Source organism: Kitasatospora sp. NBC_00315 (genome assembly GCF_041435095.1).
Classification (GTDB): Bacteria; Actinomycetota; Actinomycetes; order Streptomycetales; family Streptomycetaceae; genus Kitasatospora.
Genome location: NZ_CP108025.1, coordinates 7,850,142 through 7,876,107, shown reverse-complemented (window position 1 = coordinate 7,876,107; position 25,966 = coordinate 7,850,142). Strand labels below are relative to the sequence as shown.

General features: G+C 74.6%; 24 protein-coding genes. 12 read left to right on the top strand and 12 right to left on the bottom strand.

The window, feature by feature from the left end:
- Nucleotides 1–3: 3 nt before the first annotated feature.
- The 4 genes from OG823_RS32685 to OG823_RS32670 all read right to left on the bottom strand — a co-directional run bounded on the left by OG823_RS32685 (nucleotide 4) and on the right by OG823_RS32670 (nucleotide 5,235).
- The gene (locus tag OG823_RS32685) at nucleotides 4–1,488 is read right to left on the bottom strand and encodes a condensation domain-containing protein (protein WP_371483890.1); all 1,485 of its coding nucleotides are present in this window, start codon (nucleotides 1,486–1,488) and stop codon (nucleotides 4–6) included.
- Nucleotides 1,469–3,343: a N,N-dimethylformamidase beta subunit family domain-containing protein gene (locus OG823_RS32680; protein WP_371483889.1), complete on the bottom strand. Its 1,875-nt coding sequence runs from the start codon at nucleotides 3,341–3,343 to the stop codon at nucleotides 1,469–1,471. Before OG823_RS32680 ends, OG823_RS32685 begins: the two co-directional genes overlap by 20 nt.
- Before the next feature lie 424 nt (nucleotides 3,344–3,767).
- The gene (locus OG823_RS32675; RefSeq protein ID WP_371483888.1) at nucleotides 3,768–4,244 is read right to left on the bottom strand and encodes a hypothetical protein; all 477 of its coding nucleotides are present in this window, start codon (nucleotides 4,242–4,244) and stop codon (nucleotides 3,768–3,770) included.
- 265 nt (nucleotides 4,245–4,509) lie between these two features.
- The gene (locus OG823_RS32670) at nucleotides 4,510–5,235 is read right to left on the bottom strand and encodes a TetR family transcriptional regulator (protein WP_371483887.1); all 726 of its coding nucleotides are present in this window, start codon (nucleotides 5,233–5,235) and stop codon (nucleotides 4,510–4,512) included.
- A 99-nt stretch (nucleotides 5,236–5,334) separates the two neighbouring features.
- Between OG823_RS32670 and OG823_RS32665 the strand changes: the two genes are divergently transcribed.
- Together OG823_RS32665 and OG823_RS32660 are read left to right on the top strand one after the other, a co-directional pair.
- A complete protein-coding gene (locus OG823_RS32665) occupies nucleotides 5,335–6,501 on the top strand; it encodes an acyl-CoA dehydrogenase family protein (protein ID WP_371483886.1) in 1,167 nt (388 codons plus the stop codon).
- A gap of 296 nt (nucleotides 6,502–6,797) precedes the next feature.
- The gene (locus OG823_RS32660; protein ID WP_371483885.1) at nucleotides 6,798–7,067 is read left to right on the top strand and encodes a GlsB/YeaQ/YmgE family stress response membrane protein; all 270 of its coding nucleotides are present in this window, start codon (nucleotides 6,798–6,800) and stop codon (nucleotides 7,065–7,067) included.
- Nucleotides 7,068–7,208: 141 nt separating this feature from the next.
- Here OG823_RS32660 and OG823_RS32655 read toward each other — a convergent pair whose 3' ends face one another.
- The 5 genes from OG823_RS32655 to OG823_RS32635 all read right to left on the bottom strand — a co-directional run bounded on the left by OG823_RS32655 (nucleotide 7,209) and on the right by OG823_RS32635 (nucleotide 12,698).
- Nucleotides 7,209–8,900 carry a putative PEP-binding protein gene (locus tag OG823_RS32655; protein ID WP_371483883.1) on the bottom strand — a complete coding sequence of 564 codons (1,692 nt, stop codon included), beginning with the start codon at nucleotides 8,898–8,900 and terminating at the stop codon, nucleotides 7,209–7,211.
- On the bottom strand, nucleotides 8,897–9,523 hold the full coding sequence (gene dhaL / locus OG823_RS32650) for a dihydroxyacetone kinase subunit DhaL (RefSeq protein ID WP_371483882.1): 627 nt from the start codon (nucleotides 9,521–9,523) through the stop codon (nucleotides 8,897–8,899). The genes OG823_RS32655 and dhaL overlap by 4 nt, the downstream gene beginning before the upstream one ends.
- 279 nt (nucleotides 9,524–9,802) lie before the next feature.
- Nucleotides 9,803–10,747, bottom strand: a complete 945-nt coding sequence (gene dhaK / locus OG823_RS32645; protein WP_371484739.1) for a dihydroxyacetone kinase subunit DhaK — start codon at nucleotides 10,745–10,747, stop codon at nucleotides 9,803–9,805.
- A gap of 50 nt (nucleotides 10,748–10,797) precedes the next feature.
- On the bottom strand, nucleotides 10,798–11,571 hold the full coding sequence (locus OG823_RS32640) for an MIP/aquaporin family protein (RefSeq protein ID WP_371483881.1): 774 nt from the start codon (nucleotides 11,569–11,571) through the stop codon (nucleotides 10,798–10,800).
- A 347-nt stretch (nucleotides 11,572–11,918) separates the two neighbouring features.
- Nucleotides 11,919–12,698 carry an IclR family transcriptional regulator gene (locus OG823_RS32635; RefSeq protein ID WP_371483880.1) on the bottom strand — a complete coding sequence of 260 codons (780 nt, stop codon included), beginning with the start codon at nucleotides 12,696–12,698 and terminating at the stop codon, nucleotides 11,919–11,921.
- A gap of 58 nt (nucleotides 12,699–12,756) precedes the next feature.
- Here OG823_RS32635 and dhaM point away from each other — a divergent pair, with 58 nt between their 5' ends.
- A complete protein-coding gene (dhaM, locus tag OG823_RS32630; RefSeq protein ID WP_371483879.1) occupies nucleotides 12,757–13,149 on the top strand; it encodes a dihydroxyacetone kinase phosphoryl donor subunit DhaM in 393 nt (130 codons plus the stop codon).
- The gene (locus tag OG823_RS32625) at nucleotides 13,133–13,465 is read left to right on the top strand and encodes an HPr family phosphocarrier protein (RefSeq protein WP_371483878.1); all 333 of its coding nucleotides are present in this window, start codon (nucleotides 13,133–13,135) and stop codon (nucleotides 13,463–13,465) included. Before dhaM ends, OG823_RS32625 begins: the two co-directional genes overlap by 17 nt.
- 201 nt (nucleotides 13,466–13,666) lie before the next feature.
- Here OG823_RS32625 and OG823_RS32620 read toward each other — a convergent pair whose 3' ends face one another.
- Nucleotides 13,667–14,215, bottom strand: coding sequence for a DUF309 domain-containing protein (locus tag OG823_RS32620; protein ID WP_371483877.1), 549 nt, complete (start codon nucleotides 14,213–14,215; stop codon nucleotides 13,667–13,669).
- A gap of 320 nt (nucleotides 14,216–14,535) precedes the next feature.
- Between OG823_RS32620 and OG823_RS32615 the strand changes: the two genes are divergently transcribed.
- From OG823_RS32615 to OG823_RS32595, 5 genes are all read left to right on the top strand, one after another.
- Nucleotides 14,536–15,711 carry an alpha-hydroxy-acid oxidizing protein gene (locus OG823_RS32615; RefSeq protein WP_371483876.1) on the top strand — a complete coding sequence of 392 codons (1,176 nt, stop codon included), beginning with the start codon at nucleotides 14,536–14,538 and terminating at the stop codon, nucleotides 15,709–15,711.
- A gap of 53 nt (nucleotides 15,712–15,764) precedes the next feature.
- Nucleotides 15,765–16,019, top strand: coding sequence for a LapA family protein (locus OG823_RS32610; RefSeq protein WP_371483874.1), 255 nt, complete (start codon nucleotides 15,765–15,767; stop codon nucleotides 16,017–16,019).
- 95 nt (nucleotides 16,020–16,114) lie between these two features.
- The gene (locus OG823_RS32605) at nucleotides 16,115–18,454 is read left to right on the top strand and encodes an FHA domain-containing protein (protein ID WP_371483872.1); all 2,340 of its coding nucleotides are present in this window, start codon (nucleotides 16,115–16,117) and stop codon (nucleotides 18,452–18,454) included.
- A gap of 56 nt (nucleotides 18,455–18,510) precedes the next feature.
- Nucleotides 18,511–19,137 carry a hypothetical protein gene (locus OG823_RS32600; protein WP_371483870.1) on the top strand — a complete coding sequence of 209 codons (627 nt, stop codon included), beginning with the start codon at nucleotides 18,511–18,513 and terminating at the stop codon, nucleotides 19,135–19,137.
- Nucleotides 19,138–19,235: 98 nt separating this feature from the next.
- On the top strand, nucleotides 19,236–20,264 hold the full coding sequence (locus OG823_RS32595) for a serine/threonine-protein kinase (RefSeq protein WP_371484738.1): 1,029 nt from the start codon (nucleotides 19,236–19,238) through the stop codon (nucleotides 20,262–20,264).
- Here OG823_RS32595 and OG823_RS32590 read toward each other — a convergent pair.
- Nucleotides 20,242–21,831: a streptophobe family protein gene (locus OG823_RS32590; RefSeq protein WP_371483868.1), complete on the bottom strand. Its 1,590-nt coding sequence runs from the start codon at nucleotides 21,829–21,831 to the stop codon at nucleotides 20,242–20,244. The genes OG823_RS32595 and OG823_RS32590 overlap by 23 nt on opposite strands.
- A gap of 587 nt (nucleotides 21,832–22,418) precedes the next feature.
- On the opposite strand from OG823_RS32590, the gene OG823_RS32585 reads away from it, so the two are divergent.
- Nucleotides 22,419–23,612: a DUF6777 domain-containing protein gene (locus tag OG823_RS32585; protein ID WP_371483866.1), complete on the top strand. Its 1,194-nt coding sequence runs from the start codon at nucleotides 22,419–22,421 to the stop codon at nucleotides 23,610–23,612.
- A gap of 214 nt (nucleotides 23,613–23,826) precedes the next feature.
- Nucleotides 23,827–24,222 carry a nuclear transport factor 2 family protein gene (locus OG823_RS32580; RefSeq protein WP_371483864.1) on the top strand — a complete coding sequence of 132 codons (396 nt, stop codon included), beginning with the start codon at nucleotides 23,827–23,829 and terminating at the stop codon, nucleotides 24,220–24,222.
- A 79-nt stretch (nucleotides 24,223–24,301) separates the two neighbouring features.
- Here OG823_RS32580 and OG823_RS32575 read toward each other — a convergent pair whose 3' ends face one another.
- Nucleotides 24,302–24,748: a nucleoside deaminase gene (locus OG823_RS32575; protein ID WP_371483863.1), complete on the bottom strand. Its 447-nt coding sequence runs from the start codon at nucleotides 24,746–24,748 to the stop codon at nucleotides 24,302–24,304.
- A gap of 387 nt (nucleotides 24,749–25,135) precedes the next feature.
- Here OG823_RS32575 and OG823_RS32570 point away from each other — a divergent pair, with 387 nt between their 5' ends.
- A complete protein-coding gene (locus tag OG823_RS32570) occupies nucleotides 25,136–25,771 on the top strand; it encodes a DedA family protein (protein WP_371483861.1) in 636 nt (211 codons plus the stop codon).
- Nucleotides 25,772–25,966: the final 195 nt, after the last annotated feature.

The window sequence follows — 25,966 nt, the reverse complement described above, 5'->3', positions numbered from 1 at the left end:
ATCTCAGAGGGTCAAGGATCTTCCAGGATGTTCCCAGGTACCCTCACCCAGGGTGTCCAGTGCGACGTCGCCCTCGTACGCGTCGACCACCAGCCGCTCCACCTGCCGCAGGAATCCGGCCATCGCGGGCAGCGGCAGAAAGCCGGTGTCCGCGGTCAGCCGGACGGACAGCCCACCCGGGGCGTCGGCGAAGTGCAGGCAGAAGCGACAGCTCAGCTGCTCCAGCGGCGACAGCTCCACCAGCTCGGCGGCGTCCAGCAGTTCCGCCGGCCGCACGCCCTCCGCCGGACGTTCCGAACCCCGGCCCTGCCCGGCACCGCGCAGGTCGTTGACGCAGGCGTACGGGTGCACCGGCTCCCCCCGCCGGGCGCTCTCGGCGGCCACCACGTCGTCCCGGTCGCGTTCGTCGTACAGGCCGAACCGGTAGCCGGCCATCGCCGCCCGACCGGTGACGCGGACCGCCTCGTCGAAGCCCGTCACTCCCGCGAACGGCATCACCACCAGCGCCTCCAGGGACATCGTGGAGACGATCTCGCGCGTCCTTGGGGCGATCCGGTTGCCGGCGATCGCCAGCAGCGCGCAGGTGTCGTGCCCGGTGTGGGCGCGCAGCACCACGCCGGCCGCCGCCAGCAACACCGTCGAACTGCCGACCGCCAGGCGCGCGGCCACCGACGGCAGCGCGGCCGCCACCGCCGGTGAGATCAACTCCATCCGCTGGTAGCGTGGTTCGGCCGGCGCGAAGAGCTGCTCGGTGAACATCGAGACCGGGATCGCGGCGTACGACCGGGCCCAGTGGGCAGCGGCTGCCTCGGCGAACCGGCGCCCTTCGGGTGACTCCTGGTGGAGCGCCAGCTCCGACGGTGTCGGGGCCGGCGGGAGGGCGGCGGTACGGCCGGCCAGTGCGGCCCGCAGGTCGCGCAGCAGGAACCCGGTGCCCTCGTAGTCGGCGGCCAGATGGCAGAATCCCAGCGCCAGTTCGACCGGGACGCCGTCGCGGACCAGGACGGCGATCCGCACCGGCCACTCCCGCTCGTAGTCGAAGCCCAGGGCCGTCAGGCGGTCGGCCACCCGGGCCCCCGCCTCACGGTCGCCGGCCGGGACCTCCACCACCTCGACCTCGACCACCCCGTCGTGGCTCACCAGCTGTCGCGGTTCACCCCCGGCCGACGTCGCCCGCGGCGCCCCGCCGGCCGCCGACCGCGGGTCGCCCCCGCCTGCCACCAGCCTGGTCCGCAGCGACTCGTGGCGCTCCAGGACGAACCGGATCGCCGCCAGCACCTGGTCGAGGTCGTAGCGGCGCGGCAGCGTCAGCGTCCGGGAGAAGTTGAAGTACCGGTCCCCCGGTCTGGTCCGCTCGATCGCCGACCAGATGGCCCGCTGGCCCCAGGTCAGCGGGGCGCTCGCCGGCGCCGACCCCCCGTCCGGGCGCCCCGCGTGGAACTCCACCGGCACCCGGCGGACCCGTCCGTCAGCCACTGGCTGCGCCATGCCCCGCTCTCCTCACTCCGTCCGGCCCGGCCGGACGACTCAGCTGTTCCGTCAGCGTGCTCCGGGCCGGACTGCCGGCCCGTTCCGTGGCGGTGCTCGTCTCCGGCAGTACGCCGCGCGAGCGCAGCAGGCCGTCCGCGCCGAGACCCACCAGCCGTCCGGCCTGTCCGGCCAGCAGCACGCTGCCGTCCGCCGGGCCGAGCCGGTGCCACCCGTCCCACCGGTCCGGACGACGGTGCAGCAGTGCGCCCCGCGCGTCCGACGCGTAGAGCCGGCCGTTGACGGCGGTCAGGGTCCGCAGCCCGGACGGTGCGTGGAGCTCGGTCCAGTCGCGGGCGGCGCCGTCCGCCGGGGCGCCCTGGGGCGCGGTCCACAGGGCGCCCCGCCCGTCCAGGGCGAAGAGCCGCCCGTCGCAGAGCGCGAGCGCGAACGTCCCGGGCGGGCAGCGGTCGATCCGCGTCCAGTCGGCCTTCTCCGGGCGGGCCGGGCGGATCAGCAGCCGTCCGGACCGGTCCGCCGCGTACAGCGCGAACGGGCCGCCGACCACCGCCTCGCGGGGGGCCGCCAGTGCGAGCAGGCCGTCGGCGGGCCCGACCGGCCGGAAGGGAAGGTTCTGCGGGCCGGCGGCCCGGACCCCGAGCGACCCGTCCGGCAGCGCCGCGAACAGCCAGGCTCCGGCTCCCGCCAGTGCGGTGGCTCCGGGCGCGCTGCCGAGCACCGTCCAGCGGTCCCCCCGGGGCGGGGCGGAGAGTCTGTCCAGCACGTTGCGGGTGATCCGCTCGACCACCGGATCGGCCAGCGCGGCGCCCCAGTTGACCGTACCGGCGTTGAACACCGTACCGGCGCCGGAGTCGAAGACGCCCATCACCGCCCAGCCGCCCTGCCCGTACGCGTCCCAGTGCCGCAGATCGGCGGTGGCCAGCACGGCGAACGAGGCGGGGGTGCCGTCGCGCCCGGTGGCGGCCGGCACGCCCTCGGCGAAGTCCAGATCGGCGGCGTCGGTCTCGTAGCCGAGCGCTCCCCGGGCGAAGCTGTCGCCGTCGGCGAGCCCGGTGCCCTCGAACACCCAGTGGCCGGCGAACGCGGCGGTGTACGACTCGCGGTACATCTCGGACATCCCCGGGCCCCAGCAGCCGGCCCCCTGGCGAAAGCTCAGGCCGGTCAGCGCGTTCTCCGGCCGGTTCACGGGGGCGCTGGACCACTCCACGGTGGCCCGCTCCGGCGCGAGCCGGGTCACCGGGTCGGTGGCGGCGTCCCGATGGCAGACCATGGTCCGCCCGCCGTCCTCCAGCCGCATCTGCCACCAGGCGGTGTTGGCACCGAACACGGCCAGGTTGCCGCCCGCTCTCACGAACCCCTCCACCCGGTCGCGCATCTCCCAACTCCAGTACTCGTCATGGCCGTTCACGACGAGCAAGCGGTACTGCAGGAGCACCCGCGGATCCAGGTGGAGATCCAGGTTGGAGCAGTAGTCGACATCCGGGCCGTGCGCGCGGAGCCAGCGCATCAGGCCGTCCTCCCAGCGCTCGGGGGGCGGGCCGCCCCCGGGCCGGTCGAAGCTGACCCGCGTGGCGCGATCCGGATCCTCCGTCCAGTACAGGCCCTCGCCGGGGACACCAGCGCGGTTGTACGCCTGCCAGGTGGCGAACGGGACGGAGAGCAGGACCGCCGAACGCGGCGCGGACTCACCCGGACGGACCACGAACCAGACCTCACCGCGCTCGCCCTCCCCCGGGGAGAACACCGCGCGGTAGAGCGAGCTGCGCCAGTGGTTCGGGATCGCGAGCTCCCACGACCCGGGGGTGACGTCCTCCTGGTGGACCGGACGACCGTCCACGGCGTCCTCGACGCTCACCCGTCCGGGCCCCTGCCCGGTCACCGTGAATCTCAGCGTGCCACCCTGGGCACAGGACGTCGCCGCCGCAAAAGCCGCCAGGGTCACCTCGTGCCCATCCTTCCCCCGTGGAGCGACCTTCCACTGACGGTTCGTCAGGACGTGGCTCGCCGGTCCGGATCCCGTCCCGCGCTCCGGACCTGCACGGAGATTGGCATAGACCATTGATCGCGTCAAGGCTCCGGAGCCACCCGCCGACGGGCGGCTGCGACCGGCAGGAGCGGCGGGGAGGGCGGCCGGCGCACAGGTCGGGGGGTGGACGAGGCGGCGGACGGCAGGGCGGGCGGAGGCCGGAGCGGCCCGGCTCCACGCCCCCGCGAGGGCTACCCCCGGGCGCGGTCCGCCGCGCCGGACCGGCGGGCCGGCCGGGCACCGGGGCCCCGGCTCAGACCTCCCACATGTCCGAGCGCATCGCGAATCGCCCGGCCGCCGGGTCGGGGGTACGGAGGTGGACGTAGACCTGCTCGGTGGCGATCTTGAAGGTGAGCATCCTGCCCGCGCCGGGCGCGGTGGCCAGCTGGACGCGGGTGCCGGGCGTGACGGCTCCGGGCAGTCCGCCCACCACCGCGGCCCGCACGGCGAAACCCTCGTCGAGGGTGACGACGTACGGCATCAGGCGCTGGTGGCCGCGCTGGGCGGGCGGCAGAAGTCGCTGCACGTTACCGTTGCCGTTGCTGCGCTGTTCGGCGAGGTCGGCGGAGCCGCAGACCCGGCACAGCAGGCCGGTCGGCACGGTCGCCGCGTGGCACCACCGGCAGAGCCGGTACCGCAGTTCGACGACGCCGGCGGACGGCTGCGGCTCGGTGAGGACCGGGCCGCCGACCGGCGCCGAGCTCTCGGGGGCGGCGATGACGAGTTCCATGGTGGCTCCCTGGGGGTGAGGAGAACAGGATCGAGCGCCTCGGGGAGGTCCGGTCCTGCACCGGCCCGCCGTCCGTGCCCTCGCTCCCTGCACGGACGCGCTCGGCCTCCGCCGGCCCTCGGTGGAGCCGCCCGCCCGACCCGCGCTCATGACGTCTTCCCGGCGACCATATGGCACTCAGTGCCCATACGTAAAGGCACTGAGTTCCCTCTTCTGTCGGGGGCCCGGACCCACGCCGCCGCCACCCGCCCGGCGCCGCCGTCCGTCACCCCTCCAGCGCCGACTCCACCCCCTGCACCACCCGCCACATCGGCGCGCCGCGCTTGGCGATCACGACGACCACCTCCTCGTCGGCCGCCTCCGCGGGCCCCGGGCGGCGCTGCTCGCTGTAGGTGTCGATCACGAAGTCGAGCGCCCGGTCGACCGACTCCTCCACGTCGCCCTCGCCGCCGGAGCGGAGCCAGACCCGCAGCGCGTGGTTGTGCGCGGCCACCACCGCGGCGGCGATCACGTCGGCGCGCAGGGCGCCGTCGCCCCGGGCCGCGTAGCGGGCCCGCAGGTGGTCCGCGATCGCCCGCTCGTAGCGCCAGACCACCGAGAGCTCGTAGGCGCGCAGGTTCGGGACCTTGCGGGTGAGCAGGTAGCGCTGCACCGAGAAGGCGGGGTTGGCGGCATAGGCCTGCAGCACCAGCCGGGCGCCGGCGCAGGCCTGCTCCACCGGGTCTCCGTCGTCGTCCGCCTCGCGCAGCTGCGCGGTCATCGCCGCGAGGCTGCCCTCGTGGTCGGGGAAGACCACGTCCTCCTTGGAGGGGAAGTGCCGGAAGAAGGAGCGGCGCCCGACCCCGGCCAGCGCGACGATGTCGTCGACGGTGGTCTGCTCGAACCCGCGCTCCATGAAGAGCCGGAAGGCCGCCTCGACCAACGCGTCCCTCATCGTCGGCCGGGCGGTGGCGACCGCCGGGGCCTGCTGCTGCTTCTGCGCCTCGCTCATGCAGGGACGGTAGCACTCAGTACCCGCGATTTCTGGGCCGAACGGCACTGAATGTGCATAATCGAGGGTACTGAGTGCCATTCTCTGAGGAGCCATGCGATGAACCAGGACTTCGACCTCTTCCGGACCACCGAGGAGCACGAGATGCTCCGGGAGGCGGTGCGCTCGCTGGCCGAGGCGAAGATCGCGCCGTTCGCGGCGGACGTGGACGAGCAGGGCCGGTTCCCGGACGAGGCGTTGGAGGCGTTGCGGGGGAGTGACCTGCACGCGGTGCACGTGCCGGAGGAGTACGGCGGTGCGGGTGCGGACGCGCTGGCGACGGTCATCGTGATCGAGGAGGTCGCGCGGGTGTGCGCGTCGTCCTCGTTGATCCCGGCGGTCAACAAGCTCGGCTCGCTGCCGGTGCAGTTGTCCGGTTCGGAGGAGCTCAAGCGCAGGTACCTGGGTGCGCTGGCCCGTGGGGAGGGGATGTTCTCCTACTGCCTGTCCGAGCCGGACGCGGGTTCGGACGCCGCCGGGATGAAGACCCGTGCGGTGCGCGACGGTGACTTCTGGGTCCTCAACGGCGTCAAGCGGTGGATCACCAACGCCGGCGTCTCCGAGTTCTACACGGTGATGGCCGTCACCGATCCGGAGAAGCGCTCGCGCGGCATCTCGGCGTTCGTGGTGGAGAAGGGCGACGAGGGCGTGTCCTTCGGCGCGCCGGAGAAGAAGCTCGGCATCAAGGGCTCCCCGACCCGGGAGGTCTACTTCGACAACGTCCGCATTCCCGCCGACCGGATGATCGGCGAGGAGGGCACCGGCTTCGCCACCGCGATGAAGACCCTCGACCACACCCGGGTGACCATCGCCGCGCAGGCCCTGGGCATCGCCCAGGGCGCGCTGGACTACGCCGCCGGCTACGTCAAGGAGCGCAAGCAGTTCGGCAAGCCGATCGGCGAGTTCCAGGGCGTGCAGTTCATGCTCGCCGACATGGCGATGAAGCTGGAGGCGGCACGCCAGCTGACCTACGCCGCCGCCGCCCGCTCCCAGCGCAGCTCCGGCGGAGGCGGCGAGGAGTCCCTCACCTTCTTCGGCGCCGCCGCCAAGTGCTTCGCCTCCGACGCCGCGATGGAGATCGCCACCGACGCCGTCCAGCTCCTCGGCGGCTACGGCTACACCCGCGACTACCCCCTGGAGCGGATGATGCGCGACGCCAAGATCACCCAGATCTACGAGGGCACCAACCAGATCCAGCGCATCGTCATGGCCCGCAACCTCCCCTAGACCCACCCGGCACCGGCACCGACACACCACGAAGCGAGCAGGGTGGTCGGAGGTGAACCGCCGGGGCGAGCCCTGGCACGGACGGTCCCGGCGGGCCCGCACCGAGGAGGGGCCTGCCGGGCGCGGCGCCGCGCGAACGTGCCGAATCCGTCCGGACGGGCGATGCTGGTGATCACGCCGCCGACCGGCGGTGCCGCCGCGGTCGTTGCCGACCGGCCGTGCGCGGAAGCCAGCGCACCGGCGTCCGCCGGTCGGCGGACCCCACGGCGGTGCGGCGGACGGACCGGAGGGCAATCGTGTTCCAACTGCTCTGGATTCTGTTGATCGGATTCATCCTCGGCCTCATCGCCAAGCTGATCCTGCGTGGCCCCCAGTCCATCCCGTGGTGGTTGACGATGCTGCTCGGCGCAGCCGGCGCCCTGCTCGGCAACGCCGTCGCCGGCTGGCTGGGCGTGGCCCACACCTCGGGCATCGACTGGACGCGTCACATCCTCCAGATCGGGTTCGCCGTCCTGCTGGTCGCCCTGGTGGCCCCGGCCTGGGGACGCCGAAAGGCGACCCGCTGACCGTCCCACCGGGGGCGCGCACGTCCCCCGGGTGGGGTGCCGGCCCGCGCGTGGGCCGGCACCCCACCGTGAACGCGCCCGTACGACCGCGCCTGCGGCTCCGCCGCCGGCGCGGTCGGTGCGGCAGGCGCGGTCGTGGGCCTACGGCAGTGACGGGGAGCAGCGCTCCTCGACGATCTGCCAGACCTCCTCGACCGTCCCCGCGGCGAGGGCCTCACGGGCCGCCATCGCGCAGGTCTCGGAGTCGAGGCGGCGGATCCGTGCCCTGATCTCGTCCAGGACGGCCGGCGCGGCGGAGAGGATGTCGCAGCCGAGACCGACCAGCAGCGGCATGACCAGGGGGTGCGCGGCGGCGTCGCCGCAGACCGAGACCTGGCGGCGGTGGCGGTGCGCGGCCTCGACGACCTGCGCGACGGCCCGCAGCACCTCGGGGTGCGCGGTGAGCGCCGGGGTGGCAGCCGGATCGCGGCGGTCCAGGCGCAGGATCTGCCCGGTCAGGTCGTTGCTGCCGATGGAGAGGAACGCCGCCTCCCGGGCCAGCTCGTCGGCGATCGCCACCGCCTCCGGGAGTTCGATCATGGCACCGATCGGCGGAGCGGGGACGCCGAGATCCTCCGCCGCCGCGTGCAGGAGCTCCCGGCAGGCCCGCAGCTCCCGCACGGTGGCCACCATCGGGATCATGATCCGCAGATCGGTGCCGGCGCCCGCGATCAGCACGGCGCGGAACTGGGCCGCGAAGGCGTCCGGCCTGGCCAGCATCAGCGGCAACCCCCGCCCGATCCGCCCCACGCCCGATCCGTCGGCGCGCGCGGTGAGGAACGGCGGCAGTTTGTCGTCCGCGAAGTCGAGGGTCCGTACGGTGACCGGCCGACCGGCGAGCAGGCGCAGCGCGGGCGTGAGAGCGGCCGCGTGCTCGGCCTCGGTGGGCCAGGACCGCGCTTCCAGGAAGGGGAGTTCGGTACGCATCAGGCCGACGCCGTCGGCCCCCGCCCGCACCGCCGAAGCCGCGTCCTCGGCGGTGGCGATGTTGGCGCGCAGGATCACGCTGTACCGGTCGAGTGTCTCGCAGGGCAGGTGGCGCTCCGCCGCCAGGGCGACCCGGCGGCTGCGGGCGGCGTCCATCGCGGCGAGGGCGAGCGCCCGCTCGGCGGGGGCGGGGTGGACGGTGATGTGCGGGCCGGCCGCGTCGACCACCGCCTCGGCGCCGTCGGACAGCTCCAGCACGGCCGGGTCGAGCCCGAGCAGCAGCGGGATGCCGAGCGACCGGGCGACGATGGCCGCGTGCGAGTTGGGGCCGCCGGTGACCGAGACCGCGGCGACCACCTCGGTGCCGGGTTCGAGCAGGTCGGCGGCGCCGATCTCGTGGGCCAGCAGGACGAGCGGCCCGGCGGGGGCCGCGAGATCGGCCCCTTGCAGCCAGGCGAGCGCCCGGCGGCCGACCTGCCGGATGTCGGTGGCGCGCTCGGCGAGGGCCGGGTCGTCCAGCGCCCCGATCAGGTCCGCGTACTGGCTGACGGCGTCCTGGACGGCGACGGCCGGCGCCGCGCCCTCGGCCACCCGGCGGGCGGCCGAGGCACGCAGGTCCGGGTCCTGGGCGAGGTAGCTGTTGACCTCCATGATGTCGGCCTGCTCGGTCCTGCCGCCGCTGCGCAGCGAGTCGGAGAGCACCGCGAGGTGTTTGGCCACCGCGTCGAAGGCGTCCTCCACCTCGGCGGCCGGTCCGGTGCCGGGGCGGCGGGGCCGCGGGACGGTCGGCGGGCGATCCGGCCGGTGCAGCAGGCCCAGCGCGACCCCGGCGGCGGCGGCCCGGCCGGTGAAGGACTGACGTGTCATCGGGCGGCCGCCGCCGTGGCGAGGGCGCCGAAGATCAACGCGGTGGAGGTGGCGCCCGGGTCCTGGTGGCCGATGCTGCGCGGGCCGAGGTAGGACGCGCGGCCCTTGCGGGCCTGCAGCGGGATGGTCGCGCGCGCGCCCTCCTCGGCGGCGCGGGCGGCCCGGGCGCAGGCGTCGGCGAGGTCGCCACCGGTGCGCAGCGCGTCCTCGAAGGCGTCCAGTGCGGGGAGGAAGGCGTCCACCAGGGTCTTGTCACCGGGCGCGGCCGCGCCGAGGGACTGGACGGCGTCGAGCCCGGTGCGCAGCGCGGCGAGGAACTCGGCGGGATCCGGCTCGGCGGTGGTCAGGGCCCGGCCGGCGGCGCGGAACGCGGTGCCGTACAGCGGGCCGGAGGCGCCGCCGACGCTGGAGATCAGGGTGGTACCGATCTTGACCAGCAGCCGGCCGACCTCGTCCTCCTCGAAGGACTCCTGCGCGGCGAGTGCGGCCGAGAAGCCGCGGTTCATGTTGGCGCCGTGGTCGGCGTCGCCGATCGCCGAATCCAGCTGGGTGAGCCGGTCCTTGTGGGTGTCCATCGCGGCGGCGATGGCCTGTATCCAGTCCTTCGCGAGGGCGATGTCCATCGGGTTCTCCTTCATGGTGGTTCGGCGGGGCGACGCGGGGATCGGCGTCACCGGCGTCGGTGGAGCGGGCCACCGACGCCGCAAGTCTCTCCGCTGTGGGCCCTGTTCCGCAGGCACAGTGCCAAGGCGGCCACCGTGGCCAGCGGACACGGAACGGACGAGCCGTGGAGCCGTGGAGCTGTCGAGCTGTCGAGCTGTCGAGCTGTCGAGCGAACGCGCGGACTCGGCGGGAAGGATGTGCCCGGCCGGCTGTGGGGCGCCCGCCGGGCACACCCGGTCTCAGATGCCCCAGCGCAGGGCGGGGGTGTTGACGGGTGCGTCCCAGAGGGAGAGCAGCCGGGCGTCCGCGCGGCAGACCGTGATGGACGCGCCCGCCATGTCCAGGCTGGTGACGTAGTTCCCGACCAGGTTGCGGGCGACCGCGATGCCGCGGTCGGCCAGCTGCGCGACCACCTCGTTGAACAGGACGTACAGCTCGATCAACGGGGTCCCGCCGAGGCCGTTGACCATGATGATGACCTGGTCGGTGTCGGTGAGCACCGGTTCGGCGAGGATCGCCTCCAGCGCTCCGGCCACGATCTCGCGGGCGGTACCGAGCTTCTCCCGGCGTCGGCCCGGCTCGCCGTGGATGCCGACGCCGACCTCGATCTCGTCCTCGGGGAGGTCGAAGCCGGGCTTGCCGTTGGCCGGGGTGGTGCAGGCGGTGAGGGCGACCGCGAAGGAGCGGGACAGCTCGTTGACGCGACGCCCGACCTCGGCGACCTCGGCCAGATCGGCGCCCTGTTCGGCCAGTGCGCCGGCGATCTTCTCGACGAACACGGTGGCCCCGGTGCCGCGCCGGCCCGCCGTCCAGGTGGAGTCCTGGACGGCCACGTCGTCGTCGACCAGGACGGTCCGCACCTCGATGCCCTCGTCGGCGGCCAGTTCGGCGGCCATCCGGAAGTTGAGCACGTCCCCGGTGTAGTTCTTCACCACGAACACCACGCCGGCACCCTGGTCGACGGCTGCCGCGGCCGCGACCATCTGGTCCGGCACCGGGGAGGTGAAGATCTCGCCGGGACAGGCGGCGTCCAGCATCCCGGTGCCGACGAATCCCCCGTGCAGGGGCTCGTGGCCCGAGCCGCCGCCGGACAGCAGCGCGACCTTCCCGGCCCGGGTCGCGGCGGCGCGGCGGATCACCTTGGCGGACACGTCCACGTCGAGCTGCGGGTGCGCGGCCGCCATCCCGGCGAGGGCGTCCGCGAGGACGGACTCCGGGGTGTTGAGGAACTTCTTCACGACAGCGCTCCTTCGAGGTCGGCGGCGGCCGCGGTCGCGGCGGGGTTCTGCGAGGACGCCTTCGCCGGTCGGCGGTTGAGGACGGTGTAGGCGAGGCCCGCCAGGACTCCGCCGGCCACCTCCGCGATCAGGTACACCGGGAGCTGTCCCCAGTGCACCGTGCCGCCGCTCAGTTCGGCGACGAGCATCGGGCCGATGGTGCGGGCCGGGTTGATGGACGCGCCGGTGGCCGGGGCGACCGGGATGATCACGGCGAACACCGCGAACCCGATGGCGATCCCGGCGAAGCCGCCCGGTGCGCGCGCGTCGATCGCGCCGAAGACCACGAACACCAGCAGGAAGGTCCCGATCGCCTCGGCCGCGAAGCCCTGGCCGGAGCCGACGTGCGCACCGAAGGCGGCGACCCCGAGACCGACGTCCACCGCCTTGTGCCCGAGCACCGCGATGATCGCGTACGCGCCGAGGACGGCGCCGGCCACCTGCGCGGCCAGATAGCCGGGCACGTCTCGCCAGGGCATCCGGCCGGTGGCGGCGAGCCCGAGAGTGACGGCCGGGTTGATCTGGCAGCCCGAGATGTGGCCTATCGAGTAGACGAGGGCGACCACGGCGAGCGCGAAGGCCAGCGAGATCATGCCCAACTGGGCCATGGTGAACGGTGCGTCACCACCGACGATCAGCGTGGCAGGGACGGATCCCACCCCGATGAACACCAGGGTTGCCGTGCCGAGCAGTTCGGCGAACAGCTTCTGGAGGTAGGAGTTCTCTGTCATGGGTACGCCTGCGGCCGCCGGGACGCAGTGCGTTCACCTCCTCGGCGTGGACGGGGCGGAAGGGGAGCGGGAGTTGACGATGGATCAGTTGGGAAAACTGTTCGTCATACCTGAAACGTGTTCGGAACCTAAGCCCGTGTCCCTGCTCTGTCAAGGGTTACGTACGCTCTGCAACCGCCACGCCGCGCCGACCGGCCCGGCAACCGCCCGCGGCCGGCCCCCGACCACTCACTGCGACCACTTCACCCGACCACTTCGCCCGACCGCGGGTCCCGGCCACTTCGCCCGACCGCGGGTCCCGCCCCCGGGGCAGCCGACCGGTACCTGCCCCGTCGGCCCGCGGTCCGTCAGGCCCCGGCCTGCCAGGGCGCCCCACGGGCCGCACCGAGTTCGCGGGAGAGGTTCCGGGCGACCTCACGGACGGCCACCGCATGGGCCTGGCGCACCGCCGCGCTCGCCAGCACCCGCTCGACCGGGCCCACCACGCCGATCGCCCCGACCACCTCCCCCGAGCGGTCGAAGACCGGCGAGGCGACGCCCGCGTCACCGAGCGCCGCCTCCTGCTCCTCCAGTGCGTAACCGATCCCCCGGACGTCCTCCAACTGCCCGGCCAGCGCGGCCGGATCGGTCACCGTACGCCCGGTCAGCCGGACCAGCCCGCCCGCCAGCAGGGCGGCCCGCTGCGGGGAGGGCAGGAACGCGACCACCGCCTTCCCCAGTGCACAGGTGTGCCACGGGATGCTGGCGCCCACCTCCAGGATCTGCACCGCGCCCTCGGGCCGGAAGGCATGGTGGATCACCAGGACGTGGTCGCCCGCGAGCACCGTCACCCAGACGGCCTCGCCGGTGCCGGTGGCGAGCGCGTCGGCCCAGGTCACCGATCTGGTCCGGAGCTCCTGGGTGTCCAGGTAGGAGTTGCCGAGCTGGAGCAGGCCGGGGCCGAGCAGGTACTTGCCGGTCTCCCGGTCCTGGCGCACCAGCCCCTCGGCCTCCAGGGTCCGCAGCAGGGCGTGCGCGGTCGGCTTGGCGATGCCGATCCGCTCGGCCAGGTCGGTCACCCCGAGCCGGGGACCGGCCGTCGAGAGCTCCCGCAGAACACGTACCGCGCGATGGACCGACTGCACCATGACGCTTTACCTGCTTTCGGTATTGCGGAACGCTGTTCCAAAATCTAGCATTCGGCCCATGAGTCAAACTGTCGGCATCGTACTCGTGTCCCACAGCGCTGGAATGGCTGCCGGGCTGCGCGATCTCCTCGCCCAGATCGGGTCCGACGCCGTCCCCGTGATCGCCGCCGGCGGCACCGACGACGGCCGGATCGGCACCAGTTACGACCTCGTCCTGGGCGCGGTCGGCGCGGCGGACCGCGGCGCGGGCGTACTCGTCCTGGCGGATCTCGGCAGTTCGGTGCTGACAGTCCGTACGGTCCTGGAGGACCACCCCCGATCCGATGTCGTCCTCGTCGACGCCCCCTTCGTCGAGGGCGCGGTCGCAGCCGCGGTGACCGCCTCGTTCGGGGCGGACCTGCGGGCCGTCGTCACCGCTGCCGAGGAGGCCCGCGATGTCCGCAAGTTCTGAGACCGCCTCCGCAGCCTCGCCCGCTCCCGACGCGGGCGGCCACGCCGCCTCCCCGGCGCCCGGCGTCGCCGAGGCGACCGTCCTGCTGCCGGCCAACCTGCACGCGCGTCCGGCCGGTGCGCTGGCCCGGGCCGCCGCCACCTTCCGGAGCAGCGTCCGGGTGGAGTACGCGGGGAGGTCGGTCAGCCCCACCGGCATCCTCGCCGTGATGGGCCTGGGCGCCACCAAGGGCACCAGCGTCACCGTCCGCGCCGAGGGTGAGGACGCGGCCGAGGCGGTCACGGCGCTGGCCCGGGTGCTCGCCGAGGCCGAGTGACCGCAACGCTCCCGAGAACGCACCGGTGACGCCGCCCCGGGCGGCGGCGACCGCCGCCGGGACGCGTGACCCGCGCGCCCACCCGGCGCACCGCGGCGTCCGCGTACCCCTGGAGGCCGAGCGGTGCGGCCACCGGAGCAGGCCGCCGGGCAGGCGTTCGGGGCCCCGGGGAGACGGCCCGCCCCGTCGGAGCGCCGTCCGTCAGAGCGCCGTCGCCCCACCCCGCAGTCGGGGTACGGCGCGCGCCGCCGGTCCGTCCGGCCGAGCGGCCCGCTCCGCCGCCCACTCCGCGAGCACCGAGACGTCGATCCCGTAGGGCGGCGTCTGCGCGAACGGTGCGAGGGCGGCGGCCGCCCGCGACAGCAGCGCCCGTGAGCCGGTCGTGTTCCCCCGCGCGGCATGGGTGAGGCCGACCGCGAACTGGGCCAGCCCGCGCCAGAGTTCCCGCTCCGGTTCGGGCGCCGACTTCCAGCGGTCCTCGAAGACCTCGTGCGCGTGGAACGGCCGGCCCGCGTCCAGGAGACGCTGGGCCTCGGCGAGGGTCTCCTGCGCCGAACGGACCACCCCCTCCTCCTGCCTGGTCACGCCCGGCGCCCCGTACGGCAGCGGCCGTCCCAACCCGTCGCGCGGGCGGGCGTTACGGGCCCGGCCCTGCCCGTCGCGGTCCCGGCGCCGTGCTGACGGCGGGCCGTCGGCCCGCCCGCCCCGCGCGTCCGGACCGTCCCCGCCCTCGTGCACCGAATCAGTCATGCCCCGATTGTCCACCGGACCTCCGCACGACCGGACGCCCAGGGCATGGCGGCGCCCGTCGAAGCGGACCAGGATGGTGCGGGGGTCACCGCGAGAGTGCCCGGCGGGAGGACGGCGCCTCGGCGGCCCGCGCCCACCGCGACGGCGCCGCCCTCACCCGAGCCACCGACCGAGCCGCCGTCCGCCACCCGTCCAGCGTCCAGCCGTCCAGCCGTCCGAAGCGCCGGCCGCCGGCCCGAACCACCGCGCGACCCAGCCACCGGCCGGCCCCGACCACCGCGCGACCCGACCACCCGGCCACGTACCAGGAAGGCCCCGCCATGGCCCCGCAGTTCGGTGACTACCAGTACGAGATCTACCTCGACGGACTGCAGGGCGTCCTCCCCGACCACCCGATGACCTTCGCCGGCCTGGCCGCGGGCGCCGAGGCGGCGCTGCCCCCGTCGGTGTGGTCCTACGTCGCGGGCGGGGCCGGGGACGAGCACACCCAGCGGGCCAACGTGAGCGCGTTCGAGCGCTGGGGCCTGGTGCCCCGGATGCTGGTCGGCGCCCGGCAGCGGGATCTGACCGTCGATCTGTTCGGGCTCAGCCTGCCCTCTCCGCTGTTCATGGCACCGGTCGGCGTGCTCGGCCTCTGCGCCCAGGACGGCCACGGTGATCTGGCGACGGCCCGGGCCGCCGCCAGGACCGGCGTCCCGATGATCGCCTCCACCCTCAGCGCGGATCCGATGGAGGAGGTCGCGGCCGAGTTCGGCGACACCCCGGGCTTCTTCCAGCTCTACACGCCGACCGACCGGGAGCTGGCCTCCAGCCTGGTGGAGCGGGCCGAGGCGGCCGGCTTCCGCGCCGTCGTGGTGACCCTGGACACCTGGACCACCGGCTGGCGCCCACGGGACCTGGCCACCGCCAACTTCCCGCAGCTGCGCGGCCACTGCCTGGCGAACTACACCTCCGACCCGGTCTTCCGCTCCCGGCTCGCCAAGAGCCCCGAGGACGACCCCCAGGGCGCGGTCGCGCACTTCTCGGGCGTGTTCGGAAACCCCCTCGGCTGGGCGGACCTGCCCTGGCTTCGCTCGCTCACCACCCTGCCGCTGCTGCTCAAGGGGATCTGCCACCCGGAGGACGTCCGCCGGGCCAGGGACGCCGGAATCGACGGCGTCTACTGCTCCAACCACGGCGGCCGGCAGGCCAACGGCGGACTCGCCGCACTCGACCTGCTCCCCGACGTCGTGGCGGCCGCGGACGGGCTGCCGGTCCTGTTCGACTCCGGCGTACGCAGCGGGGCGGACGTCCTCAAGGCCCTGGCGCTCGGCGCCACGGCGGTCGGGGTGGGGCGCCCGTACGCGTACGGGCTGGCGCTCGGCGGCAGCGCGGGCGTGGTGCACGTACTGCGGTCGCTGCTGGCCGAGGCCGATCTGATCATGGCGGTCAACGGCTACCCGGCCCTCGCCGACCTGTCGTCCGCGCTGCGCAGGGCGCCCGGCGGGATCGGCTGAGGGCCCATCGGTACCGGCCGCGATTCAGGACAAACAGCACCATACTGGTGGCCATGGCACAGAACTCCACTCCCCCGCACTCTCCGTCGACCGTCACGGTCAAGGGCCGAGCCGTGCGGTTCAGGACGATCGGGCTGGTGATCCTCGCGATCGCCGCGATCTGGTTCATCGCGGCCAACACCGGCGACGTCTCGGTCCGGCTCTGGGTCCCGACCGTGACCCTGCCGCTCTGGCTGGTCCTGAGCGTGACCCTGCTCGTCGGGGTCGCCATCGGCTGGCTCGGCGCACGGCGCCGCGCCAAACGCTGACGCCGCCGGGCGGCCGATCCCCGGGGCGCCGCACACCGAGCGGCGCCCCGCCCTCCGAGCGGCACCGGACCGGCAGGTGGGCCTAGACTCCGAGTATGGGAGAGCGCGTCGGCGCACCCGCTGCGCCGCCTCTGGTCCTGTCCACCGATACCGGTTCACTGCTGATCGCCCCGAGCCGGGACTACCACGTGGGACGGGATCCGACCAGCGAGATCGTCCTGGACGACCCGCGGGTCTCCTGGCACCACGCCGTCCTGCGCACCGACGACGGGCACTGGCTGGTGGAGGACAGCGACAGCACCAACGGCACCTTCGCCGAGGGCCACCGGATCCAGCAGTGGGGCGTCGGCCCCGGCAGCCGGCTGCGTTTCGGCAGCGCCACGGACGGGCCGACCGCGACCCTCACCGGGCTGCCCGCGCCGGCCGCCCAGGAGCGCCCCTCCCTGGTGGCGCCGCAGGAGTCGGCCGTCTTCCGGCAGCCGACCAGCGTCCGGCCGCTGCCGGCCCGGACGATCCGGATCGGCCGCGCCGACGACAACGACATCGTCCTCGACGATCTGGTGGTCTCGCGCCACCACGCCGAACTGCGCGCGCTGCCCGGCGGCGCGTACGAGATCGCCGACCTGGCCAGCCACAACGGGACGTACCTCAACGGCCGTGCGGTCGTCTCGGCCACCGTCGGCCCCGCGGACATCATCGGCGTCGGGCACTCGGCGTTCTGCCTCCAGGGCGGCGAACTCGTCCAGTACTCCGACACCGGCGAGATCTCGCTGAACGTCCAGGGGCTGACCGTCCGGGTCGGCCACGACCAGCGGGTCCTGCTGGACGACGTCAGTTTCCCGGTCGGCGAGCGCACCCTGCTCGCGGTCGCCGGGCCCAGCGGCGCTGGCAAGTCCACCCTGCTCAACGCCCTCACCGGCCTTCGGCCGGCCGACGAGGGCACCGTCCTCTACGACGGCCGCGACCTCTACCGTGACTACGCCGAGCTGCGCCGCCGGATCGGCCTCGTCCCGCAGGACGACATCCTGCACACCCAGTTGACCGTGCGCCGGGCCCTGGGCTACGCCGCCGAGCTGCGCTTCCCCGGAGACACCGCCAAGGCCGAACGCGAGGCGCGGGTCACCGAGGTGATCCACGAACTCGGTCTGGACAAGCGCGCCGACCAGGTCATCTCCAGCCTCTCCGGCGGCCAGCGCAAGCGGGTCAGCGTGGCACTGGAGCTGCTCACCAAGCCCTCGCTGCTCTTCCTCGACGAGCCGACCTCCGGTCTGGACCCGGGTATGGACCGGTCGGTGATGCAGATGCTGCGCGGCCTGGCCGACGACGGCCGCACGGTGGTGGTGGTCACCCACAGCGTCCTCAGCCTGGATGTCTGCGACCGCCTGCTGGTGCTCGCACCGGGCGGGCGCACCGCGTACTTCGGTCCGCCCGACGAGGCGCTGGCCTTCTTCGGCTTCACCGAATGGCCGCAGGCCTTCGAGGCCTTCGAGAACGACGACGAGCGGGCCTGGGCGAGCCGGTTCCGGGAGTCCTCCCGCTACGGCCGCTTCGTGGCTCCCGGCGTCGAACGGCCCGTCACGCCGGCCGCGCCGTTACCGGGCACCGCGGGGCCGAGCAAGCCGCAGAGCTGGGGCTCCCAGCTGAGCACGCTGGTGCGCCGCTACTTCGCCGTGCTCGGGGCCGACCGGATGTTCCTGGTCATCATGGTGGCGCTGCCCTTCATCGTGGGAGCCATGTGCCGGGCGATGGCGGGAACGATGCTGACCCCGGACAACGCGCTGAACTGCCTGCTGACCCTCTGCATCGGAGGTGTGCTCACCGGCTCCGCCAACGCGGTCCGTGAAGTGATCAAGGAAACGGCCATCTACCGCCGAGAACGGGTGGTGGGGCTCTCCCGCTCCGCCTATCTGGCCTCCAAGGTGGTGGTGCTCGGCCTGATCACGGTGATCCAGGCCGTCGTCCTGACCATGGTCGGTCTGGTCGGCGTCGACCTCGACGTCGCCGAGGGCAGCGGGGTGTTCCTGCCTCCGCTGGTCGAGATCACGCTGGCGGTCGCACTGCTGTCGTTCACCGCGATGATGCTCGGCCTGCTGATCTCCGCCCTGGTCAGCCGGGAGGAGGCCACCATGCCGATGCTGGTGCTGCTGTCGGTGATCCAGATCGTCTTCAGCGGGGCCATGCTCAAGCTGCACGGGGTCCCCGGCCTGGAGCAGTTCGGCTGGCTGGTGCCCTCCCGCTGGGGACTCGGCGCGATGGCCGCGACCATCGACCTCCACCACATCCTGCCGACCACCCTCACCGCCGACCCGCTGTTCCACCACACCCAGTCCGGCTGGCTGCTCTGCATGGGGATGCTGCTGGCGATCTCGCTGGCCCTGGGCATCGCCGTCTCGCTGCTGCTCCGCCGGCACGAGCCCGCGATCATGCGGGCGTAGCGGGCCGGCCCGGCGCCCGAGTGGCGGCCCGGCCCACCGCTGGATAGGACCGGTACATGAACGACTTCGCGTTCCGGCCCACCCACGTGGCCGCGCAGGACGGCATGCCCACCTGGACGGCGCCGGACCCGTCGCACCCCTCGGCCCGGCTGGACCCGCTGCTCCCCGTCCAGCTGCTGGACCGGGAGGGCGACTGGGGCCGGATCGTCTGCTCCAACGGCTGGTCGGCGTGGGTGGACGGACGCCTGCTGATCAGCCTCCCGGACGACCCCCCGGCAGCCGGCCTGCCGCCCGGCCGCGCGGCCGACCCCCGTCCGCTGCTCGCCGAGGCCGAACGGGTGCTCGGCCGGCACCGGGAACTGCTGGAGGACCTCGCCACCGGCCGGAGCGACCTGGAGACCTTCCGCCGGCTCTGCCAGGGGCTGCGGCTGGGCCTGGTCGTCGACGGCGACGCACTCTGGGTCTTCGACCCGGCGCACGACCGGTGGTGCTACTGCGACGGGCTGCAACTCCAGACGTACGTCACCACCGACCGCCCCGTCGACCCCGTGCCCGACCTCGTGCCCGAGTCCGCACCCCCGGCCGCGCCGGCCACGCCCGAGGCACCGGCACCCGCTCCCGGCCGCGCGCCCGGGGCTGTCCGGCCGGCCGGTTACGAGCCCACCCGGGCGGGTGAACCGTGAGCCCGGGCCCGGCCCCGACCCCGGACCCGGAGCCCCAGTCCCAGGCCCAGGCCCAGTCCCAGGCCCGGCAGGAGCCGCCGACCGGCCTGCCGTCCGGGATGGTCGGGCGCAGGATCGCCGGGTACCGGCTGGAGCAGGAGGCCGGACGCGGCGGTATGGCGGTGGTCTACCGCGCCCAGGACCTGCGGCTGGGGCGGACCGTCGCGGTCAAACTGCTGGCGCCCGAGCTGGCCCGCAACGAGGTCTTCCGGCGGCGCTTCATCCACGAGTCGCAGGCCGCCGCCGCGATCGACCACCCGCACATCGTCCCGGTGTTCGAGGCCGGTGAGGCGGACGGCATCCTCTACCTCGCGATGCGCTTCGTCCCCGGCCGCGACCTCCGGGCCCTGATCAACCACGACGCCCCGCTGCCGGCCGACCAGACCGTGCGCCTCGCCGGCCAGATCGCCTCCGCGCTGGACGCGGCGCACGAGCACGACCTCGTCCACCGGGACGTCAAGCCCGGCAACATCCTGGTCGCGGCCGGGACGGACAGCGAGCACCCGGAGCACCTCTACCTGGCGGACTTCGGCCTCACCAAGAAGTCGCTCTCGCTCAGCGGCCTCACCACGGTCGGGCAGATCGTCGGCACCCTCGACTACGCCGCCCCGGAGCAGATCTCCGGGCGGCCGGTCGACGGCCGCTGCGACCAGTACGGGCTCGGCTGCGTGGTCTTCGAGATGCTGGCGGGCACGCCGCCGTTCCGCCGGGAGGACGACCTCGCGCTGCTCTGGGCCCACCTCAACGAGCCGCCGCCGACCGTGACCTCGCGCCGGCCCGACCTGACGCCGGCCGTGGACGCCGTGCTGGCCCGGGCGCTCGCCAAGGCCCCCGCGGACCGCTACGAGAGTTGCCTGCTGTTCACCGCCGCCCTGCGCGACGCCACCGCCGGCGCCCACCGCGCGCCGGGCCCGCTGCCCACGGTCGGGCCGCCGACCCAGGTGGTCTCCGAGCCCGCGGCCGCACCGCCCGCCGCCGGCGCACGGGTGGTGTCCTCCCTCGCGGCGCCGGGCATTCCGGAGCCGGCCGCCGTGCCCGCACCACCGCCCTGGGCGCTCCCGGTCGTCACCCCGGGGGCCGACCGGTAGCGCCCGGCCTAGCCGGTGCCCCGCCCGGTGCCCCGCCCGCCGCCCCGCCTGCCGTCTCGCCGCGCCGCCGGACGCGCGCCGCCAGCAGCGCACCGAGCCCGCCCGCGACGAAGCCCCAGCCCGCCCCCAGCATCACCGCCAGTGGGAGATCCGGGCGCAGCTCCAGGGATCCGCCGCCCAGACCGGCCGGGCTCGCGCCGGTACCGCCGAGGACGCTGCCGAGCAGGTCGCCGAGGGCGCCCTGCCCCGGCTCGACGCCGAGCACCGACAGGCCGTAGTTCGCGGAAACCCGCGAGAGCAGCCCCACCAGCAGCATGGTGACCGCCAGCGCGAGGGCCATCCGGACGGCGTGCCGCCAGACCCGGACGCCCGCCGGGGAGCGCCGGGCCGCCAGAAAGCCGGCGAGCAGGAGCAGGACGCCGGCCACCACCGGCAGCAGCCGGACCAGCCCGTTCTGGGCGGAGAGCGTTCCCAGGCTGACGGTGGTCTCCGCGCCGTCGGGGGTCCTCAGCACCGAGGCGAGCGCCGGGGGCATCGGCAGGCCGATCGCACCGGTGAGGTGCCCGTGCCACCGGGCGCCGAGCCCCAGACCGAACGCGAGCCAGGCCAGGTTGGGCAGCGCGAGCAGGACGACGGCCAGGGTCTGTCCCGCGTTCGAGCCGGTCACCGCCGTGACCAGGCCGACCGGTACGCCGATGACCACGTAGGCGAGCAGAATCAGCAGCATCGCGAACGCCACCGGCCGGACGGCCTGCTGGAACGGCAGCAGCGCGGGTGGCAGCGGTGCTCGCCGGGAGACGGCGAAGGCCGCCGCCAGCACCACCAGCAGCCACACCAGCCCCAGGCCCAGCGTGGTGGCGAAGTCGGCGTGGAACCCCACCTCGGGGTGGAGCCCGAGGGCCCCGCCGATGGTGCCCAGCAGGTCGCTGCCGAGCGGAACGGCGAAACTGTGCCGGGCGCCCGCGGCGATCAGGGCGAGCGCCGCCAGCCACAGCACCGCCACCCGGGCGATCCGGCCGAGCAGCTCACCTCCGGTCGCCACCGCCCGGAAGCGCAGCTGGCGCAGGAACACCTCGACCAGGACGAGGGCGCCGGCCAGGCCGACCGAGAGCGGCATCACCGTGATGCCCGCGTCCACCTGCGCGAAGGCGCCGGCCCCGCCGTCGAGATGCACCGAACCGCCGACCGCGAGCACCAGGAGCGCGGCGAGCACCGAGGGGAACGAGCCCGCCGGCAACGATCCGGCCTGGGCCTGCCAGAGGCCGAGGGCCGCCAGGGCCGCCATCACGACGAGCGCGGCGGCCACCGCCGCGAAGGCGTCCAGCCAGCCGCGCAGGAGGCCGGGGGCGCCCGGCCGGGCGCCCGCTCCGGCCCGGCCGGACGGGCCGGACGGGCCGGACGGACCGGACGGACCGGACGGACCGGACGGGCCCGGTGGGTGGGCCGAGCCCGGTGGGTCGGCGGGACCGGGCGGACCGGGCGGATCGGCGGGACCGGGCGAGCCGGGCGGGCGGCCGGATGGCGGTCCGGCCGGCGGCACCGCGTCACCCGTGGGCTGGTCGGGCATTCGGGCTCCTGGTGTGCGGCGTGCTCGGGCGGCAGATCGGGTGGTGCTCCTCGGACGGCCTCGCGGACGGCCTCACGGGCCCGGCCGGACGCCTGCCCCCACCCTCACCCAGGTCACCCGCCACCGCGCCCGGGTGCCGCCGACCGGCCGCAGTCGACCAGAGGAGTGACGGTGGGTCGTTCCGCTGTTGCGAGCGGTGATGATCGGGTGCAGAAAGGAGTGCACCGTACTCGCCTGCCGGCAGCGCGCTCACCGACTGCCGCCGGAATGGAGACCCGATGAGTACCCCACCGCCCGCCGGCCCCCCGTCCGGACCACCCTCGGGCCCTCTCTCGGGCTCCTCTCCGGGCTCCTCCCCGGGCAGCGGCGCCGGCTCAGGACCCGGCTCCGGCCCCGGGTCGGGACCAGGATTCGGTTCGGGGGCCGGTGCCGGGTCCGGCCCGGGTTCGGGCCCGCCCCCGACACCGCCCGGCCCTCCGTCGGGCGGCCCGGCCGGAGGGCCGCCCACCCCCTGGTGGCGTAACTGGCGGCGGGTCGCACCGATCGCCGCGACCGCCGTCCTGGCGTTGGTCGCCGGTCTGCTGATCGTGACCCACCAGAGCGGCTCCGACACCGCCCCGGTGGCCAAGGAGGTCGCGCTGCAGAGCCCCTCGGACTCGGGCGACGCGCCGTTCACCGAGTCGGTCGCCACCACGGAGCCTGCGGCCTCCTCCCCCGCCTCGGCGCCAGCGGGCTCACACCCGCCCACCGCCGCACAGACGACCACGACGGCGGCCACCGCGACCCGCACGGCGACCACCTCCTCCGGCGGAGCGACCGTGCGCAGCGTGCACGGTTCGACGGCCGGCCTCTACGCGGGGACGATGCAACGGCCCAGCTGTGACGTCGACCGGCTGGTGGGAGCGACCTCGACCGGCGACAAGGGCCGGGCCTGGGCCTCGGTCCAGGGGATCGCCCAGTCGAACATCCCCTCGTACCAGCGGTCCCTGACCCCGGTGGTGCTGCGCGCGGACACCCGGGTGACCAACAACAGCTACAAGAACGGCACGGCCGTCGGCTACCAGGCCGTCCTTCAGGCAGGCACCGCCGTCCTGGTGGACTCCCAGGGTGTGCCCCGGGTGCGCTGCGCCTGCGGCAACCCGCTCCAGCCGCCGGTGCTGGCCACCACCGCGGTGACCTACACCGGGACAGCCTGGACGTCCTTCCAGCCGTCGGCGCTGGTCGTGGTGACGCCCGCACCCGCGCCCGTCACCGCGCTCGTGCTGGTGAACCTCGGCACCGGCACGTACTTCGCGCGGGAGACCGGGCATCCGACCACCGCCGACAAGCCGGTACCGGCGCCCGCCAACCCGTTCACGCCGGGTGTCGTGTCGTCACCCTCGGCGGGTTCGTCCTCCTCCTCGGGATCCGCGTCCGCGTCCGCGTCGGCCTCCTCCTCCGCATCCTCGTCGGGATCTCCGTCCGGCTCCGGCTCGCCCGGTGCGTCGGCCTCCTCCTCGTCGACCGGGGCGCCGACGGCCTCGGGTTCGCCCGGGTCCACCGGCTCGGCCGGGCCGACGACCGCGTCCGGTGCTCCGTCGGAGCCCTCGAAGCCCACGTCGTCCCCGCCGGCCCAGTCGTCGGCACCGTCGACCACCTCACCGTCCGCGGCGAACTCGGCCACCGGATCCGGTGGCCCCACGTCGTCGGCGGCCTCCGAATCGGAGCTGTCCTCCCCCTCGGCGACCTCGCTCACGCAGTCGGCGTCGCCGCCGCTCCCGGCCTCCCCGCCGGAGGCCTGACCGCCGTACCGGCCGCCACCGCGCCCGCGCTCCCCCGCCCCGACGGCGCCCCGACGCCCTCCCGGGGGAGCGCGGGCGCGGTGCTGCGCAGCGGCGGCGCGAAGCGGTGCGATCGGCGTCGGCGCGGAGCCTGCGGCGCTCGCCCCTGGTCCCGCGGCGGCGGCGGTGACAAGCTGGAGACCTGGACGAACCACTGCGAAAGGGATGATTCCTCATGGCCGAGCATCCGCATGCCGCGCTTGTCCGCAGGGGATACGACGCCTTCTCCCGGGCGGACATGGAGATGCTCTCCACGCTCATCGCGAAGGACGCCACGCACCATGTTCCGGGCGGCCACCCGCTGGCCGGTGACCACAAGGGGATCGAAGCCGTCCTCGGCTACTACCAGCAGCTCGGGGCCCGCTCGGCCGGTTCGTTCCGCGTGGAGCTGCAACACCTGTTCGCCGACGGCCGGGGCCATGTGATGTCGGTGCACCGTGCCACCGCCGCGCGGGAGGGCCGGACGCTGGAGGCGATGGGCGGCATCATGTTCCGGATCGTGGGGGACAAGATCACCGATCTGGACGAGTGCCTGGAGGATCTGGACGCCGCCGACGCCTTCTGGGCCTGACCGGCTCCGCGGGAACGAACCCTCCGCCACCCGGCCTTGCGGCACCGGCCCGCGCAGGGCGCGGCTCGGCCGGGGGCGGCTACTCGCCGATGTCCTCGTACCAGAGTTCGGGCCGGGCGGCGATGAAGTCACGCATGAGCGCGGCGCACTCGGCGTCGTCCAGGACGGAGACGGCCACGCCGTTCGCGGCGAGCCAGTCGTGCCCGCCGTGGAAGGTCCGCGCCTCCCCCACCACGACCCGGCCGATGCCGAACTGCCGCACCAGGCCGCTGCAGTACCAACAGGGCGAGAGCGTCGTCACCATGGTGGTGCGCCCGTAGCCGCGCAGTCGGCCCGCCGCCCGGAAGGCCGCCGTCTCGGCGTGCGTCGACGGATCGCCGTCCTGCACGCGGCGGTTGCGGCCCCGGCCGAGCAACTCGCCGGCCGGACCGAAGAGTGCGGCACCGATCGGGATACCGCCCTCCGCCAGGCCGAGGCGCGCTTCGGCCAACGCCACGGCCAGCATCTCGCTCTCACTCTGCGTCATCCCACCACTCTCCCGAGGCCGCAGGACCGGCGCAACCCGCCCGGACGGACCGCCCGCGGCGCGCAGGCGCCCCGTCCCTCACGTCCGCCGGGCCGGCCGCCGCCGTCGGCACCGCCGGGGTGATCGACGGCGCCGGCCGGGTGGTGCGGAGCGTCGTGCTCCGCCCACCGTGCGTCGTGCTCCGCCCAGTGCCCCGGCTCCCCGCACGCACCCGCACGCACCCGCACGCACCCCCGGGCATCCGACGGCGGAGCGCGGAAGGCCCAGGACGGACGATGTCCGGGCCACGAGCGGGTCCGGGAGCCGCCGCACGAGTACGGTTCAAGACGTGGCCACTTCTCGGGCAGGACGACACCCGGAGCCTCCGACGGCTTCGGCCGGGCCCCGATGACCGGGCCGCTGCTCGCCGTCGACCCGACGAGCGGGTCCTCACTGCTCGGCGCCTTCGGCGCACTGGCCGTGCTGGTGGTCGTCTTCGCCGAGTCGGGGCTGCTGGTCGTGGGGTTTTTCCTCCCCGGCGACACCCTGCTGCTCCCCGCCGGGGTGCTCTGCGCCACCGGTGGCCGACCCGGGCCCCACCTGTCGCTCTGGCAGGTGATGGTCTGTGCCGCCGTGGGGGCGGTGGCCGGGGCCCAGCTCGGCTTCCTGCTGGGGCGGCACGGGGGTCGCACGGCGCTGGCCCGCAGCCGCAGCGCCCGCCTGAAAGCGGCGGCGACCCGAGGGGAGGAGTTGCTGCGCCGCTACGGCTACCGCAAGACGATCGTGCTGGGCCGTTTCATCCCCATGGTCCGGACGGTTCTCAGCCCGCTGGCGGGCATGCTGGACGTGCCCACCCGGACCTTCACCGTCTGGCAGGTCGTCGGTGGCCTGCTCTGGTCGCAGAGTCTGGTGCTGGCCGGGTACTGGCTGGGGGCGGCCGTCCCGGGGATCGACCACTACCTCTGGCTGCTGGTGGGGGTGGTCGTGGTGCTCTCCGTCCTCCCGTTGCTGTTCGGCCGGCGCCGGAACTCCCGCGCCGGGTGAAGGTTCGACGGCCACCCGCACCACCCGGAGCACCGACCACCCGTACCGCCGCCGAAAGCCCCGGCCCCGACGGGCACCGGACCCGCGCGAGCACCGGGCCCGCGCGAGCACCGGGCCCGCGCGAGCACCGGGCCCGCGCGAGCTCGGGACCCGCGCGAGCTCAGGACCCGCGCGAGCGCGCCGGGCACCGGCCCC